Annotated in this window: 14 protein-coding genes and 3 tRNA genes; 8 read left to right on the top strand and 9 right to left on the bottom strand. The window is 72.6% G+C overall.

The features are described 5' to 3' along the window. Positions 1-10: 10 nt before the first annotated feature. The 4 genes from AC0665_RS16690 to purS form a co-directional block, all read right to left on the bottom strand. The gene (locus AC0665_RS16690) at positions 11-808 is read right to left on the bottom strand and encodes a maleylpyruvate isomerase family mycothiol-dependent enzyme (RefSeq protein WP_478602872.1); all 798 of its coding nucleotides are present in this window, start codon (positions 806-808) and stop codon (positions 11-13) included. Between the two features lie 175 nt (positions 809-983). Then, positions 984-3,242 carry a phosphoribosylformylglycinamidine synthase subunit PurL gene (purL, locus tag AC0665_RS16685; RefSeq protein WP_468634340.1) on the bottom strand — a complete coding sequence of 753 codons (2,259 nt, stop codon included), beginning with the start codon at positions 3,240-3,242 and terminating at the stop codon, positions 984-986. Beyond that, the gene (purQ, locus tag AC0665_RS16680; protein WP_468407786.1) at positions 3,239-3,919 is read right to left on the bottom strand and encodes a phosphoribosylformylglycinamidine synthase subunit PurQ; all 681 of its coding nucleotides are present in this window, start codon (positions 3,917-3,919) and stop codon (positions 3,239-3,241) included. The genes purL and purQ overlap by 4 nt, the downstream gene beginning before the upstream one ends. Continuing rightward, a complete protein-coding gene (purS, locus tag AC0665_RS16675; RefSeq protein ID WP_359633082.1) occupies positions 3,916-4,179 on the bottom strand; it encodes a phosphoribosylformylglycinamidine synthase subunit PurS in 264 nt (87 codons plus the stop codon). The genes purQ and purS overlap by 4 nt, the downstream gene beginning before the upstream one ends. 267 nt (positions 4,180-4,446) lie before the next feature. Between purS and AC0665_RS16670 the strand changes: the two genes are divergently transcribed. From AC0665_RS16670 to AC0665_RS16635, 8 genes are all read left to right on the top strand, one after another. After that, on the top strand, positions 4,447-4,764 hold the full coding sequence (locus AC0665_RS16670; RefSeq protein ID WP_478603641.1) for a histone-like nucleoid-structuring protein Lsr2: 318 nt from the start codon (positions 4,447-4,449) through the stop codon (positions 4,762-4,764). A gap of 134 nt (positions 4,765-4,898) precedes the next feature. Beyond that, positions 4,899-4,970, top strand: a tRNA-Gly gene (locus tag AC0665_RS16665). A gap of 109 nt (positions 4,971-5,079) precedes the next feature. Beyond that, positions 5,080-5,152 (top strand) — tRNA-Gly (locus tag AC0665_RS16660). Between the two features lie 130 nt (positions 5,153-5,282). Further along, positions 5,283-6,254, top strand: coding sequence for an ABC transporter ATP-binding protein (locus AC0665_RS16655; protein ID WP_468634342.1), 972 nt, complete (start codon positions 5,283-5,285; stop codon positions 6,252-6,254). Next, positions 6,251-7,051 (top strand): ABC transporter permease, encoded by an 801-nt coding sequence (locus AC0665_RS16650; protein ID WP_478705233.1) that lies wholly within the window; start codon positions 6,251-6,253, stop codon positions 7,049-7,051. The genes AC0665_RS16655 and AC0665_RS16650 overlap by 4 nt, the downstream gene beginning before the upstream one ends. Positions 7,052-7,075: 24 nt before the next feature. Then, positions 7,076-8,353: a sensor histidine kinase gene (locus AC0665_RS16645; RefSeq protein WP_478602877.1), complete on the top strand. Its 1,278-nt coding sequence runs from the start codon at positions 7,076-7,078 to the stop codon at positions 8,351-8,353. Continuing rightward, positions 8,350-8,970: a response regulator transcription factor gene (locus AC0665_RS16640; RefSeq protein ID WP_363121253.1), complete on the top strand. Its 621-nt coding sequence runs from the start codon at positions 8,350-8,352 to the stop codon at positions 8,968-8,970. Before AC0665_RS16645 ends, AC0665_RS16640 begins: the two co-directional genes overlap by 4 nt. Positions 8,971-8,992: 22 nt before the next feature. Further along, a tRNA-Gly gene (locus AC0665_RS16635) sits at positions 8,993-9,068 on the top strand. Positions 9,069-9,110: 42 nt separating this feature from the next. Here AC0665_RS16635 and AC0665_RS16630 read toward each other — a convergent pair. The 5 genes from AC0665_RS16630 to AC0665_RS16610 form a co-directional block, all read right to left on the bottom strand. Then, positions 9,111-10,010, bottom strand: a complete 900-nt coding sequence (locus AC0665_RS16630; protein WP_478705232.1) for a phosphoribosylaminoimidazolesuccinocarboxamide synthase — start codon at positions 10,008-10,010, stop codon at positions 9,111-9,113. A 69-nt stretch (positions 10,011-10,079) separates the two neighbouring features. Continuing rightward, positions 10,080-11,555, bottom strand: a complete 1,476-nt coding sequence (locus AC0665_RS16625; RefSeq protein WP_468407797.1) for a N,N-dimethylformamidase beta subunit family domain-containing protein — start codon at positions 11,553-11,555, stop codon at positions 10,080-10,082. Positions 11,556-11,770: 215 nt separating this feature from the next. Further along, positions 11,771-13,603, bottom strand: a complete 1,833-nt coding sequence (locus AC0665_RS16620) for a hypothetical protein (RefSeq protein ID WP_478705258.1) — start codon at positions 13,601-13,603, stop codon at positions 11,771-11,773. A 377-nt stretch (positions 13,604-13,980) separates the two neighbouring features. Then, complete coding sequence (gene purD, locus AC0665_RS16615) at positions 13,981-15,231, bottom strand: phosphoribosylamine--glycine ligase (protein WP_478705231.1); 1,251 nt, start codon at positions 15,229-15,231, stop codon at positions 13,981-13,983. A 224-nt stretch (positions 15,232-15,455) separates the two neighbouring features. Continuing rightward, positions 15,456-17,879 carry a DNA polymerase III subunit gamma and tau gene (locus AC0665_RS16610; RefSeq protein ID WP_478705230.1) on the bottom strand — a complete coding sequence of 808 codons (2,424 nt, stop codon included), beginning with the start codon at positions 17,877-17,879 and terminating at the stop codon, positions 15,456-15,458. Between the last annotated feature and the right edge of the window lie 24 nt (positions 17,880-17,903).

Genomic DNA, 17,903 nt, shown 5'->3' with positions numbered 1-17,903 from the left:
CCATGAGCATTCAGGCCATCAGCGGCAGGTGGGCCGACAGATCCGCGCGTTCCCCGCTCGCACCGACGACGGCGTCCCGGAGTGCCTCGGCCCACGCCAGCCGCCCGGTCGCCAGCCGGATCCAGGTGAGCGGGTCCGTCTCGACGACGTTGGGCGGGGTGCCCCGGGTGTGCCTCGGCCCCTCCACGCACTGCACCACCGCGTACGGCGGCACCCGTACCTCCGTCGAGCCGCCGGGCGCCTTCGCGGCGAGCGCGTCGGCCAGCAGCCGGGTGCAGGCGGCCAGGGCCTGCCGGTCGTAGGGGATGTCCAGGCCCGGGACGGCGGCGTTGAGGTCGTCGGTGTGGACGACGAGTTCGACGGTGCGGGTGACCAGGTAGTCGGCCAGGGTCATGGCGCCCGTCCGCGCGGCGAGGACACGGGTGCCGGGGGCGTCCGCGAGCCTCGCGGCCAGGCGGTCCTCCGTCTCGGCGTACAGGGCGTCGAGGTCGGGGTGGGCCTCGGCGAGGCGCCGGGTGCCGTCGTCGATGTCGGCGGCGCGAACGGCGGTCGCGAAGGGCCAGTCGAGGAGGGTGAGCTCCGGTTTCGCCGGGGCCTCGCGGTCGAGGTTGCGGCTGACGGTCTCCACGGCCATGGTCACGTGGGCCGCGAGCTCCCGGACGGTCCAGTCGCCGAGCCGCGTCGGCAGCGCGAGCTGTTCGGGCGTGAGGGTGTGGACGGCCTGCCGCACGTGCCCGAACTGGGCGAACACCGCCGTGCGGATCTTGGCGGGGTCGTAGCTGCGGGTGCGCTTCCTGGCCGGTGGCATGAGGGCCAGCCTAGGCGTGGCGGACGGCCGTCGGGGGCGCTCCGGAGATCTCGCGCGGTGCGGAGGTCAGGGGCCCCGGCAGGTGAAGGCGAGGGCTGGAGGCCTCCCCTCGGGCCGGGCCGGACACCGCGTGGCCCCCGCCCGGCGGTCCGGGCGGGGGCCACGCGAGGGTCGCCTACTTCAGCAGGGCCGGAATCGTGCCCTCGTGCGTCTCGCGCAGCTCGGACAGGGTGAGCGCGAACTCGCCCTGGACCTCCACGGTGTCGCCGTCCACGACACCGATGCGGGTGGCCGGCAGGCCCCGCGCACCGCACATGTCGTTGAAGCGCAGCTCCTCCGAACGCGGCACGGCCACGACAGCGCGGCCCGCCGACTCGGAGAACAGGAAGGTGAACGCGTCCAGACCGTCCGGGACGATCAGACGGGCGCCCTTCTCCCCGAGCAGCGCCGACTCGACCACGGCCTGGATCAGACCGCCGTCGGACAGGTCGTGCGCGGAGTCGATCATGCCGTCGCGGGAGGCGGAGATCAGGATCTCGGCGAGCAGCCGCTCGCGCTCCAGGTCGACCTGGGGCGGCAGACCGCCCAGGTGGTCGTGGATGACCTGCGACCAGGCCGAGCCGCCGAACTCCTCACGGGTGTCGCCGAGGAGGTAGAGCAGCTGGCCCTCCTCCTGGAAGGCGACCGGCGTGCGGCGGGCCACGTCGTCGATGACGCCCAGGACCGCGACCACCGGGGTCGGGTGGATGGCCGCCTCGCCCGTCTGGTTGTAGAGCGAGACGTTGCCGCCGGTCACCGGGGTGCCGAGCTGCTGGCAGCCGTCCGCCAGACCGCGCACGGCCTCCGCGAACTGCCACATCACCGCCGGGTCCTCGGGCGAGCCGAAGTTCAGGCAGTCGGAGACGGCCAGCGGCTTGGCGCCGGTGGTGGCGACGTTGCGGTACGCCTCCGCCAGCGCGAGCTGGGCGCCGTGGTACGGGTCGAGCTTGGCGTACCGGCCGTTGCCGTCCGTGGCGATGGCCACGCCGAGGCCGGTCTCCTCGTCGATCCGGATCATGCCGGAGTCCTCGGGCTGGGCGAGGACGGTGTTGCCCTGCACGAAGTGGTCGTACTGCTGGGTGATCCACTTCTTCGACGCCTGGTTGGGGGAGCCGACCAGCTTCAGGACCTGGTCCTTCAGCTCCTCGGACGTCTCCGGCCGCGGCAGCTTGTTCGCGTCGTCCGCCTGGAGCTCGTCCTGCCAGGACGGGCGGGCGTAGGGGCGCTCGTAGACCGGGCCCTCGTGCGCGACCGTGCGCGGGTCGACGTCGACGATCTTGCCACCGTGCCAGTAGATCTCCAGGCGATCGCCGTCGGTCACCTCACCGATGACGGTGGCGATGACGTCCCACTTCTCGCAGATCTCCAGGAAGCGGTCAACCTTCTCCGGCTCGACGACCGCGCACATGCGCTCCTGCGACTCGCTCATGAGGATTTCCTCGGGCGAGAGCGTGGAGTCGCGCAGCGGGACGTCGTCCAGGGTGACGCGCATGCCGCCGGAGCCGTTCGACGCCAGCTCGCTCGTCGCGCAGGACAGGCCCGCCGCGCCGAGGTCCTGGATGCCGACGACCAGCTTCTCCTTGAACGCCTCCAGGGTGCACTCGATGAGGAGCTTCTCCTGGAAGGGGTCGCCGACCTGCACGGCCGGGCGCTTGGAGGGCTTGGCGTCGTCGAAGGTCTCGGAGGCCAGGATCGAGGCGCCGCCGATGCCGTCGCCGCCGGTGCGGGCCCCGTAGAGGATGACCTTGTTGCCGGCGCCGGAGGCCTTGGCGAGGTGGATGTCCTCGTGCCGCATGACGCCGATGGCACCGGCGTTGACCAGCGGGTTGCCCTGGTAGCAGGAGTCGAAGACGACCTCGCCGCCGATGTTGGGCAGGCCCAGGCAGTTGCCGTAGCCGCCGATGCCCGCGACGACGCCCGGCAGGACGCGCTTGGTGTCGGGGTGGTCGGCGGCGCCGAAGCGCAGCGGGTCGACGACCGCGACCGGGCGGGCGCCCATGGCGATGATGTCGCGGACGATGCCGCCGACACCGGTGGCCGCGCCCTGGTAGGGCTCGACGTACGACGGGTGGTTGTGCGACTCGACCTTGAAGGTGACCGCGTAGCCCTGCCCGACGTCCACGACACCGGCGTTCTCGCCGATGCCGACGAGCATGGCGTCGTTCTCGGGCGCCTTCTCGCCGAACTGGCGCAGGTGCACCTTGGAGGACTTGTACGAGCAGTGCTCGGACCACATGACCGAGTACATGGCGAGCTCGGCCCCGGTGGGGCGGCGGCCGAGGATCTCGACCACGCGCTCGTACTCGTCCTTCTTCAGGCCCAGTTCGGCCCAGGGCAGCTCGACGTCGGGGGTCGCGGCCGCGTGCTCGACCGTGTCCAGAGGCGTCCGGCTCATGCGTTGACCAGCTTCTTGAGGATCGAGGTGAAGAACGGGAGGCCGTCGGTGCGGCCGGTGCCGATCAGCGGCTCGACGGCGTGCTCGGGGTGCGGCATGAGGCCGACCACGTTTCCGGCCTCGTTGGTGACGCCGGCGATGTCCCGCTGCGAGCCGTTGGGATTGAAGTCCACGTAGCGGAAGGCGACCCTGCCCTCGGCCTCCAGCCGGTCGAGCGTGTACGCGTCGGCGACGTACTGCCCGTCGTTGTTCTTCAGCGGGATGTGGATCTCCTGGCCGGCCGTGTAGTCGGTGGTCCAGGCGGTCTCGGCGTTCTCCACCCGCAGCTTCTGGTCACGGCAGATGAAGTGCAGGTGGTCGTTGCGCAGCATCGTGCCGGGCAGCAGGTGGGCCTCGGTGAGGATCTGGAAGCCGTTGCAGATGCCGAGCACCGGCAGACCGGACTTCGCCTGCTCCAGCAGGGGCTCCATCACCGGCGAGAAACGCGCGATGGCACCGGCCCGCAGATAGTCGCCGTAGGAGAATCCACCGCACAGCACCACGGCGTCGACCTGCTTGAGGTCCTTGTCCTTGTGCCAGAGGGCGACGGGCTCGGCGCCCGCGAGACGGATCGCACGCTGGGTGTCCCGGTCGTCGAGCGAACCCGGGAAAGTGACGACGCCAATACGAGCGGTCACTTCACGGCCTCCGCGACTTCCTCGACCCGGATCGTGAAGTCCTCGATCACGGTGTTCGCGAGGAAGGACTCCGCAAGATCATGAATGCGGGCGAGGGCGGCCTCGTCGACCGGCCCGTCAACTTCCAGTTCGAAACGCTTTCCCTGACGGACGTCCGAGATCCCCTCGAAACCCAGCCGCGGCAGTGCGCGCTGCACCGCCTGGCCCTGGGGGTCGAGGATCTCCGGCTTGAGCATGACGTCGACTACGACGCGTGCCACTGGCACTCCCGGTGTGTGGTGCTGAGCAGGTCCCTTCAGACTACCCGCACAAAATTTCTACGCGCGTTGACTTGTAGGAATCTACGTGACCGTCATCACGATCCGGCATCGAGGGGCCCACACGCGAAATTTTCGGGAAAGATTCCTGATCGACACCCGGCACCTATTGCCTTCTGGCACTCAGAAGGATTTAGTCGGGTTTCACAATGTATTGCAGGGCACTGTACAAATAAATTGGCATAGTGCCGTATGAAGGGACCGATATTCGTGGCGCAGAAGGTCGTGGTCACTCTCTTTGACGACATCGACGGCTCGGAAGCGACGGAAACGATCGCCTTCGGACTGGACGGCAGGTCGTACGAGATCGACCTGAGCGAAGTCAACGCCGGAGAACTGCGCAAGGCGCTGGCGCCCTACGTGGAAGCCGGCCGCAAGCGCTCCCGCTCGGGCAACGCGTACCGGCAGACCGAGGTCGCCCCCGACCCGTCGGCCGTGCGCGCCTGGGCTCAGGCCAACAAGATGGACGTCCCCGCGCGCGGGCGCATCCCCAAGAAGGTCTACGAGGCGTTCACCGCCGCGCAGTGACGGCCCGTCGGGCCCGGACCGACGCCGGCCCACCCGCCCCTCGCGGCAACCGACTTGCGCAGCACCCCGGCTGATCAGCTAGAGTCTGGAGCACGCCGAGGGGCGAGGCCGAAAGGCCCGGCTCACGGAGTCATGCGGGTGTAGTTCAGTAGTAGAACATCCCCCTTCCAGGGGGAAGGCGCAGTGTGCGATTCCTGTCACCCGCTCTGCACAGCCGTACCGGCCGTACCCCCTGCTCGAGCTTGTCGAGAGCTCGGGGGTGGATCAGGTAGGCTGGTGCTCGCACCGGTCAGTGAAAGCTGATCGGGAGCACATGCGGACGTAGCTCAGTTGGTAGAGCGCAACCTTGCCAAGGTTGAGGTCGCGAGTTCGAACCTCGTCGTCCGCTCGGGAATGAAGACCCCGGTCCTCCAGGACCGGGGTCTTCTTCGTGTTCCGCCGCCGCTTCTGACATTTGTCATGCCGAGTGATGACAGCGCGCACTGCTCCCGCGCGGGAACGGCACAGACGCTTGAGGCATGGAATCCAACGGACACGAACACGTGATTGAGGTCACTGACCTGCGGCGTGTGTACGGGGGCGGGTTCGAGGCGGTCCGCGGAATCAGCTTTTCCGTACGGCGCGGGGAGATCTTCGCGCTGCTCGGCACCAACGGCGCGGGCAAGACGTCGACCGTCGAACTGCTGGAGGGACTCGCGCAACCGGCCGGCGGCAGCGTGCGGGTCCTCGGACACGACCCGTACACCGAGCGGGCCGCCGTACGGCCCCGCACCGGCGTCATGCTCCAGGAGGGCGGCTTCCCCTCCGAGCTCACCGTCGCGGAGACCGCGCGGATGTGGGCCGGATGTGTCAGCGGGGCCCGGCCGCCGGCGGAGGTGCTCGCGCTGGTCGGCCTGGACACGAAGACCGGCATCCGCGTCAAGCAGCTCTCCGGCGGCCAGCGCCGCCGCCTCGACCTGGCGCTCGCCCTGCTCGGCGACCCCGAGGTGCTCTTCCTCGACGAGCCGTCCACCGGGCTGGACGCCGAAGGCCGCCGGGCCACCTGGGAGTTGGTCGGCGCGCTGCGCGACGGCGGCACGACCGTGCTGCTCACCACGCACTACCTGGAGGAGGCCGAGAACCTCGCCGACCGGCTGGCGATCATGCACGAGGGCCGCATCGCCACCACCGGCACCCCGGCCGAGGTGACCGCCGCCGAGCCGTCGCGGATCTCCTTCGAGCTGCCCGACGGCTATTTCGTCGGCGACCTTCCGCCGCTGGCCGAGCTGGGCGTGGCCGGGCACGAGACCGACGGCCGGATCGTCCGGCTGCGCACCCACGAACCGCAGCGGACGGCCACCGAGCTGCTGATGTGGGCCGCGCGGGCCCGGCTGGAGCTGCGCCGGCTCGACATGCGCCCGGCCTCCCTGGAGGAGGCGTTCCTCGGGATCGCCCGGCACGCCTCCGAGGAACGGACCACGGGCACGACGACGAAGGAGTACGCGGCATGAGTGCCACCCGCACCGCCCCCGGACCGGCGCCGGCCACCACCGCGCTGAGCCGGATGACGGCCCTGGCCCGGGCCGAACTGACCCTCCTCGGGCGCACCAAGGGCGCCCTCGTCGCCGCCCTGTTCGTACCGCTGGTCATGCCGTTCAGCGTGCGCGCCACCGCCAAGGACATGGACCTCGCCGAGGCCGGGCTGAACACCGGCACCCTGGTGCTGCCCGCGGCGGTCGGCTTCTCCCTGCTCTTCGCCGTCTACTCGGTGCTCGTCGGATCCCTCGTCGTCCGGCGCGAGGAACTCGTCCTCAAGCGGCTGCGCACCGGCGAGCTGCGGGACGCCGAGATCCTCGCCGGATCCGCCCTGCCCGCCGTCCTCACCGGGCTCGCGCAGTGCCTGCTGCTGGCCGTGTGCTGCGCCGTGTGGCTGGATCTGTCCGCACCCTCCGCGCCCCATGTGGTCGTCCTCGGCGTGCTGTTGGGGCTGGTGATGAGCGCCGCCCTCGCCGCGGCCACCGCCTGCTTCACCCGGACCGGCGAGAGCGCCCAGGTCACCCCCATGCCCCTGATGCTGGTGTCGATGATGGGCTCCGGCATGTTCGTCCCGCTGGAGATGCTGCCGGACCGGCTGGCCTCCGTCTGCGCATGGCTGCCGCTGACGCCCGTCATCACCCTGGTGCGCGGCGGCTGGAGCGGTGATCTGCCGGCGTCCGAGGCGCTGCGGGCCGCCGCCATCGCGCTGGCCTGGATCGCCGTCGGCGTGTTTGCTGTACGGCGGAGGTTCCGCTGGGAACCGCGGCGTTGAGACCGGAGGGGGAGTGACGGGCCGATGCGCGGGCCGGGCAGGTGGTGGCGGCACAAGACGACACCGGCGAAGGTCGAGACCTACACACGGTGCTCGTTCCACTTCTTCGCCGTGATGGAGTTCTGCTCCGCCGGGCTCACCTCCGTCGCTCCGCTGGGGTCGCGGCTCGGCCTTGTGATGCTGTCCCTGGTGGGTGTGCACGCCGCGCTCTGCTTCGCCACCGTGTCCCGGGCCGTCGACTGGACGCGTGGCCGCCGGCCCCAGCCCGTCGGCCTGCTGTGGACGCTGGCCGCCGTCACCGCCGCGATCTCCGTCGCCGCGATCGGCATCGCCCAGCGCGGGCCGGCCGGTGAGGACGTCGACACCGCGGCGGGCGGGGTCTTCGGCGTCGTCTCGATCTTCGGTCCGGGGATCATCGCGCTCGGCGTGCGCGACCGGTGGCGGGCCTTCGCGGTCGCCGGGGTGTTCGCCCTGGGGTCCTGGCTCGTGGCCTTCGCGCTCGGCGGGTCCGCGGCGGCCGCGTTCCTCTCGGCGTTCATCGTGCTGCTGGGCGGTGTGTTCATCGCCTTCACAGCCGTCTTCTCCCTGTGGCTGCTCAACGCCGTCTACGAACTCGACGAGGCGCGCGAGACCCGGGCCCGGCTCGCCGTCGCCGAGGAACGGCTGAGGTTCGGGCGGGATCTGCACGACGTCATGGGCCGCAACCTCGCGGTGATCGCGCTCAAGAGCGAGCTCGCCGTGCAGCTGGCCCAGCGGGGGCGGCCCGAGGCCGTGTCGCAGATGGTGGAGGTGCAGCGGCTCGCGCACGAGTCGCAGCGGGAGGTGCGGGAGGTCGTCCGCGGTTACCGGGAGGCCGACCTCGGGTCGGAACTGGCCGGGGCGCGCGGGGTGCTGAGCGCGGCGGGGATCGAGTGCACGGTGAGCGGGGCGACGGTGGCCGGGCTGCCGGCGGCGGTGCAGTCGGCCCTGGGGTGGGTCGTCCGGGAGGCGGCGACGAACGTGCTGCGGCACGGGGACGCGCGGCGGTGCGCTGTGGGACTGCGGGTGTCGGAGGGGCACGTGATGTTGACGGTGGAGAACGACGGGGTCACCGAGGCGCAGGACGACTCGGCCGGGTCGAGCGGCTCCGGGCTCGCCGGGCTGCGGGAGCGGCTGGCCGAGATCGACGGGACGCTGGAGGCCGGGCCCGCGGGCGGGGGGACGTTCCTGCTGACGGCGCGGATCCCGCTGCCGTCGGTGCCCGCCCCTGCCGGTGCCGTGCCCTCCGCCCCGGTGCGCGCGGTCAGCGAGGTCACCTCATGACGGCCCGGGCGCCGGTCCGGCTCCTGCTCGCCGACGACGAGCACCTCATCCGAGGGGCGCTCGCCGCGCTGCTGTCACTGGAGGACGACCTGACGGTCGTCGCCGAGGCGGCCACCGGGCCCGAGGCGATGGCGATGGCCCGGGCCCACCGGCCCGATGTCGCGGTGCTGGATCTCCAGATGCCCGGGGCCGACGGTGTGAAGGTCGCCACATCCCTGCGGGGCGAACTGCCCGGCTGCAAGGTCCTCATCGTCACCAGCCACGGGCGGCCCGGGCATCTGAAACGGGCGCTGGCGGCCGGGGTGCGGGGGTTCGTGCCGAAGACCGTGAGCGCGCAGCGGCTCGCGGAGATCATCCGGACGGTGCACGCCGGGAACCGTTACGTCGACCCGGAGTTGGCCGCCGACGCGATCGCCTCCGGGGACTCGCCGCTGACCGCGCGGGAGGCCGAGGTGCTGGAGCTCGCCGCCGACGGGGCGCCGGTCGCGGAGATCGCCGAGCGCGCCGCGCTGTCCCAGGGGACCGTGCGGAACTATCTGTCGTCCGCCGTGTCGAAACTCGGCGCCGAGAACCGTCATGCGGCGGTGCGGCTCGCACGGGAGCGAGGTTGGGTATAGTGGTTCTCGCGCCACGGCGCATGCGAACGTAGCTCAGTTGGTAGAGCGCAACCTTGCCAAGGTTGAGGTCGCGAGTTCGAACCTCGTCGTTCGCTCCATCGAAAAGCCCCCCGGTTCCGGCCGGGGGGCTTTTCCGTGTCCTACGACCAGCTCGTTCCGGTCAGACGCTCGTACGCCTCCACGTACTTGGCGCGGGTGGCGTCGACGACCTGCTGCGGCAGGGCCGGCGGCGGCTGCTCGCCGCCCCGGTCCCAGCCGGACTCCGGCGAGGTCAGCCAGTCGCGGACGAACTGCTTGTCGTACGACGGCTGCGCGCGGCCCGGCTCCCACTGGTCGGCCGGCCAGAAGCGGGAGGAGTCGGCGGTGAGGACCTCGTCCGCGAGGACCAGGTCGTCGCCGTCGAAGCCGAACTCGAACTTCGTGTCCGCGAGGATGATGCCCCGCTCCCGGGCGATGTCCCGGCCCCGGGAGTAGACGGCCAGGGTCACCTGGCGCAGCCGGGCCGCGGTGTCGGCGCCGACCTGGCGGGCGACCTCCTCGTAGGAGACGTTCTCGTCGTGCTCGCCGACCTCGGCCTTGGTGGCCGGGGTGAAGATCGGGGCGGGCAGTTCACTGCCGTCGGTCAGGCCCTCCGGCAGGGCGAGACCGCAGACCGTACGGGTCTCGTTGTACTCGGCGAGGCCCGAGCCGGTGAGGTAGCCGCGGGCCACGCACTCCACCGGGACCATCCGCAGCGACTTGCAGATCAGGGTGCGCCCCTCCCAGTCGGCGGGGGCGCCCTCGGGCAGGTCCGTGCTCAGGACGTGGTTCGGGACCAGGTCGGCGAGCCGCTCGAACCACCACAGGGACAGCTGCGTGAGGATCCGGCCCTTGTCGGGGATCTCGGTGGGCAGCACCCAGTCGTAGGCGGAGATGCGGTCGCTGGCGATCATCACGAGGTCGCCCGCCTCGTTCCGGTACAGCTCGCGCACCTTGCCGGTGTGCAGATGTACCAAGCCCGGAACCTGGATCGGCTCGGGCTTTTCGACGAATCCGGACACGGTTCCTCCCCGTGGTTCTGTACGAGTGGCTCGATTCTCCCGTATCCGGGCCTGATCGCCGACAGCGGGTCAGTCGCGTTTGCAGATGCGGTCCAGGAGATTGGCCGTGGCGCGCTGGACACGGGCGTCGACGTGGCCGGGGCGGTCCAGGGCCGGGGACCAGGCGAACGTTCCGGATGCGAAGACCCAGGCGCCCGAGGGAGCGCGGTACAGGGACGTCTCCTGGTGGCGCGGGGCGCCCTCCTTGTCGGTGTACGGGGAGTGGGCGAGCAACGTCCGCTCCTCGTGCTCCGGCAGCGCGGTGCGCGGGAAGTAGCGGTCGGCCTCGCCCGCCACCAGGTTCTCGATCTCGTCGCCCTCGTGCGCCCCGGTCGCCTCCCACAGCCAGTGCCCGGCGTTGCGCACGATCAGCGGGTGCGGCTCGGGGACGGCCCCGGCGTACTGGATGCCCAGGACCTGCTGCTCCGCCCGGTCGACCTCCCGCCACAGCACCGGCTTGCCCGGGCCCCGGCGCTTGCGGCAGGTCAGCAGCCGGTCGGGGACGCCGGACGGGGAGGGGCCCAGCTCCACCTGCCAGTACATGGAGTTCGCGGAGAGGAACACCAGCGAGGTGCCGCTGTCCCGGGCGCGTTCCACGGTGGCGCGCATCGGGGCCGACCAGTACTCGTCGTGGCCCGGGAAGACCAGGCCGCGGTAGCGGCTGGGGTCGACGCGGCCCGCGTGCAGGTCGCTCGCGTCGGCGTAGGCCACGTCGTAGCCGTAGCGCTCGGCCCAGCGGATGAAGTCGTAGGCGTGGCCGATGTGCAGGGGGAGGCCGGCGCCGGCGTAGGGGCGGTCGAAGGAGACCGTCGTGGCGGCCTCGGACTCGCCGAGCAGACGGCCCTGCTCGTCCCACGCGTGGTAGAGGCTGGCGCCGGTGCGGCCGTCCTCCGGGTAGAGGTTGTACGCCTGCCATGTGACGTCCGGCAGCACGAGCAGCAGGTCGGCGGGCTGGTCGTGGCGGACGGTGAAGGGCACGTGGGAGCGGTAGCCGTCGGCGGTGGTCAGGACGGCGACGTACGCGCCGATGTTCCAGTACGACGGGACCTGGAGCCGCCAGGACAGCCACCAGTGATGGCAGGAGACCGTACGGTCCGCGGTGAGCGGCGCGGGCTGGACGATGCCGGACAGGCGCGGGCTGGTGGTGATCTTCGCGGCGCCGTCACCGCCGTAGTGGCCGATGCGGTAGACGTCGACGGCGAACTGCTGCGGCGGGTCCACGGTGATGTGGAAGTCGACGGCCCCGCCGGGCGCGACCGCGCCGGTGGAGGTGAAGCCCTTGATCTGGCGCCGCACGTCATCGGCCGCGCGGGGGCCGCCCGAGCGGCCGCCCTTCCTCGACGGGTGGGAGGCGTCCTGGTCCACGTACCAGGGGACGACCTGGCCCGAGTCGTCGAAGTACGTCACGTTGCCGCGCAGCCATGGCACGGGGCCCTGCCCGAAGGGATCCGTCACGGCGTGCGCCAGCGCTCCCGACTCCCAGCGGCGGATCTGCTCCGAACCCATGGTTGCTTCCCCTCCCCTTGACCCCCGTGGTGGTGCGTCCCTGTGTGGTGTGTGCGGTGTTCTGCGGTGCCTGCGACGCCCACGTGCCTATGTGTTTGTCGTATGTCGCCCGCCCTTGCCATGCGTCCGAACGGTCCAAGCACATCACATGACGCGCGCGCTTCGTCACTGTTCGTTTCGAATTGGCCAGAACCGGAAGTGGACGCTCCGGGGCTTCAGGCGAGACGGACCGGCTTCTCGGGGCGTATGCCGAGCTGGGAGAGCCAGACCCGCAGGGGCGCGGCGTCGCCGTCCTCGATGAGGGTGAGGACCTTGGGTGCCAGGTCGGCCGTGCGCTCGCCGTCGACGAGGAGGGTCGGGCCGTCCAGCCAGTCCAGGCCCGGGGTCGCGCCGGCGGTGTCCATCGCGGCGCAGCAGACCATCGCGGTGAGGTGGTCGGCGAGCAGGTCCCTGGCCGTGCGCGGGGGCTGGAGGGGGAAGAGGGGAAGGGCCCGGTCGTCCCAGAGGGCGACGGGGTCCGGGGTGGGGGAAGGGGCGGCGGGAGTCGGGGCCGCCGGGGAGGGCGTGGCCTCCTCGCGGGCCAGCTCGGCGCTGAGCCGGGCGGCCAGGGTGGCGCTGGGGGCCGTCGTACCGGAGAGGTCCTCGTCGTCGAGGAGGTCCGGTGCGGCGGGGGGCCGGCCGGAGGCTTCGGGGGGTGCGAGATCCGGTCCGGGGCCGGTGGACACCGCTGCCGGGCCGGTCGCTCCGGTGCTCCCGCCCGCCCCGGGCGCGCCCGGGTCCGTCAGGTGGTCGAGGACGCGGGACAGGGTCGGGGCGCCGGTCGCCATTGCCGCCGAGCCCCCGGCGGGGCGGACGCCCATGGCGTCCAGGACGCGATGGAGACGGGCCGCGTCGAGGCGCCACTTGCGGTCGACGACCGCCTCGGGATACTCGCTCCAGTCCACCGGCGACCAGTCCGGGCCGGGCCCCGCGGGGCCGCCGTGGAAGAGGCGGGCGGCTAGGAGGGAAGCGGCTTCGTCGACCGCGCCCGGCTCCTCCAGCAGATCGCAGGCGGGCCGCTCGCCGAGCCGGGACGCGAAGCCCTCGGCCAGGCGGTCGCGCCGGGACAGCTCCGTGAGCGCCGCGACCACACCGGCGTCGAGCCGGGACGGCCAGCGCCCCATCCGCCAGGCGGGCAGCGCGACCCGGGTCAGCAGCCGGTCCCAGCCCGCGTAGGCCAGGCCCACCTGCTCCTGGGCGACGATCCGCAGCCCGTAATCCACAGCCTGTGCACGCTCCGCCGCCGCTGCCGCCACGCCCCGCTCCATCTCGGCGGCATGGCCGCGGCAGCCGCGCAGCAGCAGCCTGGCGATCCGGCCGACCCCGGCGAGCACCGCCCGCGACACCGGATCGCGGCGGGGCGCCGACGCCACGGCCACCGCGGCGTCCAGGCCCCGGACGAAGCGCCGGGCGGCGGCTATGTCCGGGTGGGCCGAGGGGCCCGTACCGGCGATGACCGGGGCGAGGACGGCGCGCAGCTCGCCGACCCGCATCCACCACAGGAACGGGGAGCCGATGACGAGGACCGGCGCGACGGGGTTCTGGCGGTGCGCCCGCTTCCCCGCACCCGCTATGTCGTGGTGCTCCTCGGCCGGGGGTGGGGCGTGGGCCGGGTGGGTGCGGTCCTCCAGCCAGCTGTCGCAGTCCGGGGTGAGCGCTATCGCGGAGGGCGCGGGGACGTCGAGCCGGTCGGCGAGGTCGCGCACCATCCGGTACAGATCGGGGGCCGCCTCCTCGACGACCGGGACGGTCGGGCTCATCGCGGGCCGGGCCCGGGCCACGACCAGGGCGATCCCGGCGGCGGCCAGCAGCACCAGGACCGCGACCGGCGTCATGACCCAGCGGGCCGTGTCCCAGGCGGGGCCCTCCAGGCGGTTGCCCGCCGCGCCCGCCAGCAGGATCACGGCGACGGCCGCGGGCAGCAGGGCGACGGCCAGTGCGCGACTGCGGACACGCAGCACGGCAAGGGCCCGTGCCCGCGCGACCTGCGCGCCTGCCTCCACACCCATTCCGGTCACGACCGACCTCACCCCCTCCCCGTAGACCCGACGCTGTCCTTGCTCACTCCCCCACTGTGGCACCCGCCTCTGACATCGCAATGCCGGTGGGCCAAGTGCCGGAACGCTTGCGCCGCACCCTAGTTGGGGCTCCGCCCCCCGTCAGCCGGATAGGGCATCGGTCACTCGATGGAATGGCTTTGGGGAGAGGTGGATGACGGAAAGCGAGCGTCAGGCACCCCACCTCCCGTATGCGTCGGGCCACCTCACCGCTGCGTCGGGCCTGCTTCCCGCATGCGTCAGGCCCCGGTTCCTGAGACGGATCCGGGGCCTGTCGGGTTCATCGGCGGGGGCGGTTTCGGCGGATTTCCCACTCCCCTGGGGGGCGCTTACCCCTGGGCCGCCTTCGCGGCGATGTCCGTGCGGTGCTGGGAGCCGTCGAGGCGGATGCGGCCGACGGCCGTGTAGGCGCGCTCGCGGGCCTCGGTGAGGTCCGTGCCGGTGGCCGTGACGGACAGCACGCGGCCGCCGGCGCTCACGACCGCGTCGCCGTCCCGGCGGGTGCCCGCGTGCAGCACGTACGCGTGCGGGGCGTCCTGGGCGGCGACCTCGTCCAGACCGGTGATCGGGTCACCGGTGCGCGGGGTGCCGGGGTAGTTGTGCGAGGCGACGACCACGGTCACGGCCGCGTCGTCGCTCCAGCGCAGCGGCTCCAGGTGGGCGAGGTTGCCGGTGGCGGCGGCCATCAGCAGACCGGCCAGCGGCGTCTTCAGCCGGGCCAGGACGACCTGGGTCTCGGGGTCGCCGAACCGCGCGTTGAACTCGATCACGCGCACGCCCCGGGAGGTGATGGCGAGACCGGCGTAGAGCAGGCCGGAGAACGGTGTGCCCCGACGCCGCATCTCGTCCACGGTCGGCTGGAGCACGGTCTGCAGCACCTCGTCGACCAGCTTCGGGTCGGCCCACGGCAGCGGGGAGTACGCGCCCATGCCGCCGGTGTTCGGGCCCTCGTCGCCGTCCAGGGCGCGCTTGAAGTCCTGGGCGGGCTGGAGCGGCACGACCGTCTCACCGTCGGTGACGGCGAAGAGGGAGACCTCGGGGCCGTCGAGGTACTCCTCGATGACCACGCGCTCACAGGCGGCGGCGTGCGCCCGGGCCGCCTCGATGTCGTCGGTGACGACCACGCCCTTGCCGGCGGCGAGCCCGTCGTCCTTCACGACGTACGGAGCGCCGAAGGCGTCGAGGGCCGCGTCGGCCTCCTCCGGGGTCGTGCAGACGTACGAGCGGGCCGTGGGCACCTCGGCCGCCGCCATGACGTCCTTCGCGAAGGCCTTGGAGCCCTCGAGCTGCGCCGCCCGGCCGGACGGGCCGAAGACCGGGATGCCCGCGTCGCGCACGGCGTCGGCGACACCGGCAACCAGCGGCGCCTCCGGGCCGACGACGACGAGCTCCGCGCCGAGCCGTGTGGCCAGCGCGGTGACGGCTGCGCCGTCCAGGGCGTCGACCTGGTGCAGCTCGGCGACCTCGGCGATGCCGGCGTTGCCGGGGGCGCAGTGCAGCGCGGTGACATCGGGGTCGTGGGACAGGGAGTGGCACAGGGCGTGTTCGCGGGCGCCGCTGCCGATGACGAGGACCTTCACGGGGGTCAGCCTAACGGGAGACGCCGGGTTTCCCTTGTGCGGGCTTCCGAAGGGAGGGGGGACGGAGGGCTGGAGGTTCCTCCAAAGGGGGCGCTGCGGCTTCCCTGCGGGGGCGGGTTGCCCAGCGGGTGAAGCGCCTGGCCGGGTGCGCGTCGGTGACCTGGTTGGGTGCTTGCCCGCTCGGGGCGGTTTCCCGCTCGGGTGCTTTCCGGTGACCCGCCCGGCTACTCGTTCGTGAACTCCTCGACCACCGTCGCCCCCAGCTCCCGGACGATCAGCTCCTGGCCCGAGAGGGCCGATTCGACGAGGTCGGGGTCGTCGTCCTCGGGGATGTCCTCCTCGGCCGAGACATGCCGCGGTGCCGGGGCGGAGGGGCGGGAGGCGGCCGGGGCGGGAGCAGAGGTGCCGGCGCGTGAGGCGGGGGCGGGCGGCGCGGACGGCTGGGAGGGCGCGGGGCGCTGGGCGGTCGCCGTGCCGCCACCGCCCGCGTCGTAGCCGCCACCACCGCCCGACGGGAACCCGCCGCCACCGCCCGCGGTGAACCCGCCACCGCCGCCGAAGCCGGAGGGACCGCCCGGGGCCGGGGGCGCGGAACCGCCCGAGGGGTCGACGATCGCCTCGATCTTCCACTGGACGTTGAACTGCTCGCCCAGGGCCTGCCGGAGCACGTCCTCGCTGCCGCTGCTCAGGAAGTTGTCCCGCGCTCCGGCGTTGACGAACCCGAGTTGCAGGGTCGTGCCGTCGAAGCCGGTCACCTGGGCGTTCTGGCTGAGCAGGATCCAGGTGAAGCGACGGCGGTTCTTGACCGCCTCCAGGATGTTCGGCCAGAGCATCCGCGGGTCGAGGTTGCCGCCACCCGTGGGAGCGGGGGCGGGAGCCGGGGCGGCCTGGGCCGGGGCCGGAGCCGGTTGCCGGACCGGCGCGGGGCCACTGGGGGCCGGAGCGTTCGCCGGTGGGGTGTGCGCGGCGGGCGCGCCCGGGGCGGCCGTGGGCCAGCCGCCGGGGCGTCGGCCGCCGCTGCCCGCGGAGGCGGCGGTGGGCCATGCGCCCGGGGCGGGGGACGAGGAGGCGGCCGGGGCCTCGGCGGGGGCGCCGGGACCATCGGAGCCGCCGGGTCCGGCCTGTGCGGCGGGAGCAGGGGCCTGAACCGGGGGCGCGCTCGGTGCCGACGGCGACAGGCTCTGACCGGACGACGGCTGCGGCGCGACGGGGCCCGGCGCGACGGGGGCGGAGCCGGCCTCAGCCCCCGCAGGACCGGTGCCGCTGCCGCCGCCGGCTGGGATTCCGGTGTTGCCGCTGCCGACGGGGACGCCGGTGTTGCCCGCTGCTCCGGCGCCCCGGACCGCCGCACGGGCCGCGGCCGGGCCGCTGCCCGGAGGCACCGGACCGCCGCCGCCCGCCTGGGCCGGGGCGGGCGCCGCTCCCCCGTGGGCCTCCGGCCCGGGCACGTAGCCCATGGCGGGCATTCCGGCGGGGGCGGCGGAGTGGTGCACACCGCGCTCGATCCGGTCGAGGCGGGCCATGACCGAGCGCTCGTCACCGTACGCGGCGGGCAGCAGGACGCGGGCGCAGATCAGTTCGAGCTGGAGACGGGGCGAGTGGGCGCCGCGCATCTCGGTCAGGCCCTCGTTGACGAGGTCGGCGGCGCGGCTCAGCTCGGCCGGGCCGAAGGTGGCGGCCTGGGCCTGCATCCGCTCGATCACATCGGCGGGGGCGTCGATCAGCCCCTTGTCCGCCGCGTCCGGCACGGCGGCGAGGATCACCAGGTCGCGCAGGCGCTCCAGCAGGTCCGCGACGAAGCGACGGGGGTCGTTGCCGCCCTCGATCACGCGGTCGACGACCTCGAAGGCCGCGGCCCCGTCACCGGTGGCGAAGGCCTCGACGACGGAGTCGAGGAGCGAGCTCTCGGTGTATCCGAGCAGGGCGGTGGCCATGGTGTACGTCACACCATCCGCCGCGGCGCCCGCGAGGAGCTGGTCCATGACCGACATGGAGTCACGCACGGACCCGCCGCCGGCCCGCACCACGAGCGGGAGCACGCCGTCCTCGACGGGGATGGCCTCCTGCCCGCAGACCTGCCCGAGGTAGTCCCGCAGGGTGCCGGGGGGCACGAGCCGGAAGGGGTAGTGGTGGGTCCGCGACCGGATCGTCCCGATGACCTTCTCGGGCTCGGTGGTCGCGAAGATGAACTTGAGGTGCTCCGGCGGCTCCTCGACGACCTTCAGCAGCGCGTTGAAGCCGGCCGACGTGACCATGTGGGCCTCGTCGATGATGTAGATCTTGTACCGGCTGCGGGCGGGCCCGAAGAAGGCCTTCTCGCGCAGGTCACGGGCGTCGTCCACACCACCGTGGGAAGCGGCGTCGATCTCGATGACGTCGATGGAGCCGGGGCCGTTGCGCGCGAGGTCCTGACAGGACTGGCATTCGCCGCAGGGTGTCGGGGTGGGTCCCTGCTCGCAGTTCAGGCAGCGGGCCAGGATGCGGGCACTGGTCGTCTTGCCGCAGCCGCGCGGCCCGCTGAACAGGTACGCGTGGTTGACCCGGTTGTTGCGCAGCGCCTGCTGCAACGGGTCGGTGACATGCTCCTGCCCGATGACCTCGGCGAAGGTCTCCGGGCGGTAGCGGCGGTACAGAGCGAGAGACGACACGCATACGAGGTTATAGGCGCCCAC

It is taken from the genome of Streptomyces sp. NPDC043685 (assembly GCF_056436585.1).
Note: the sequence above shows the minus strand (reverse complement) of the source record. Positions and strands in the feature narration are given on the sequence as shown.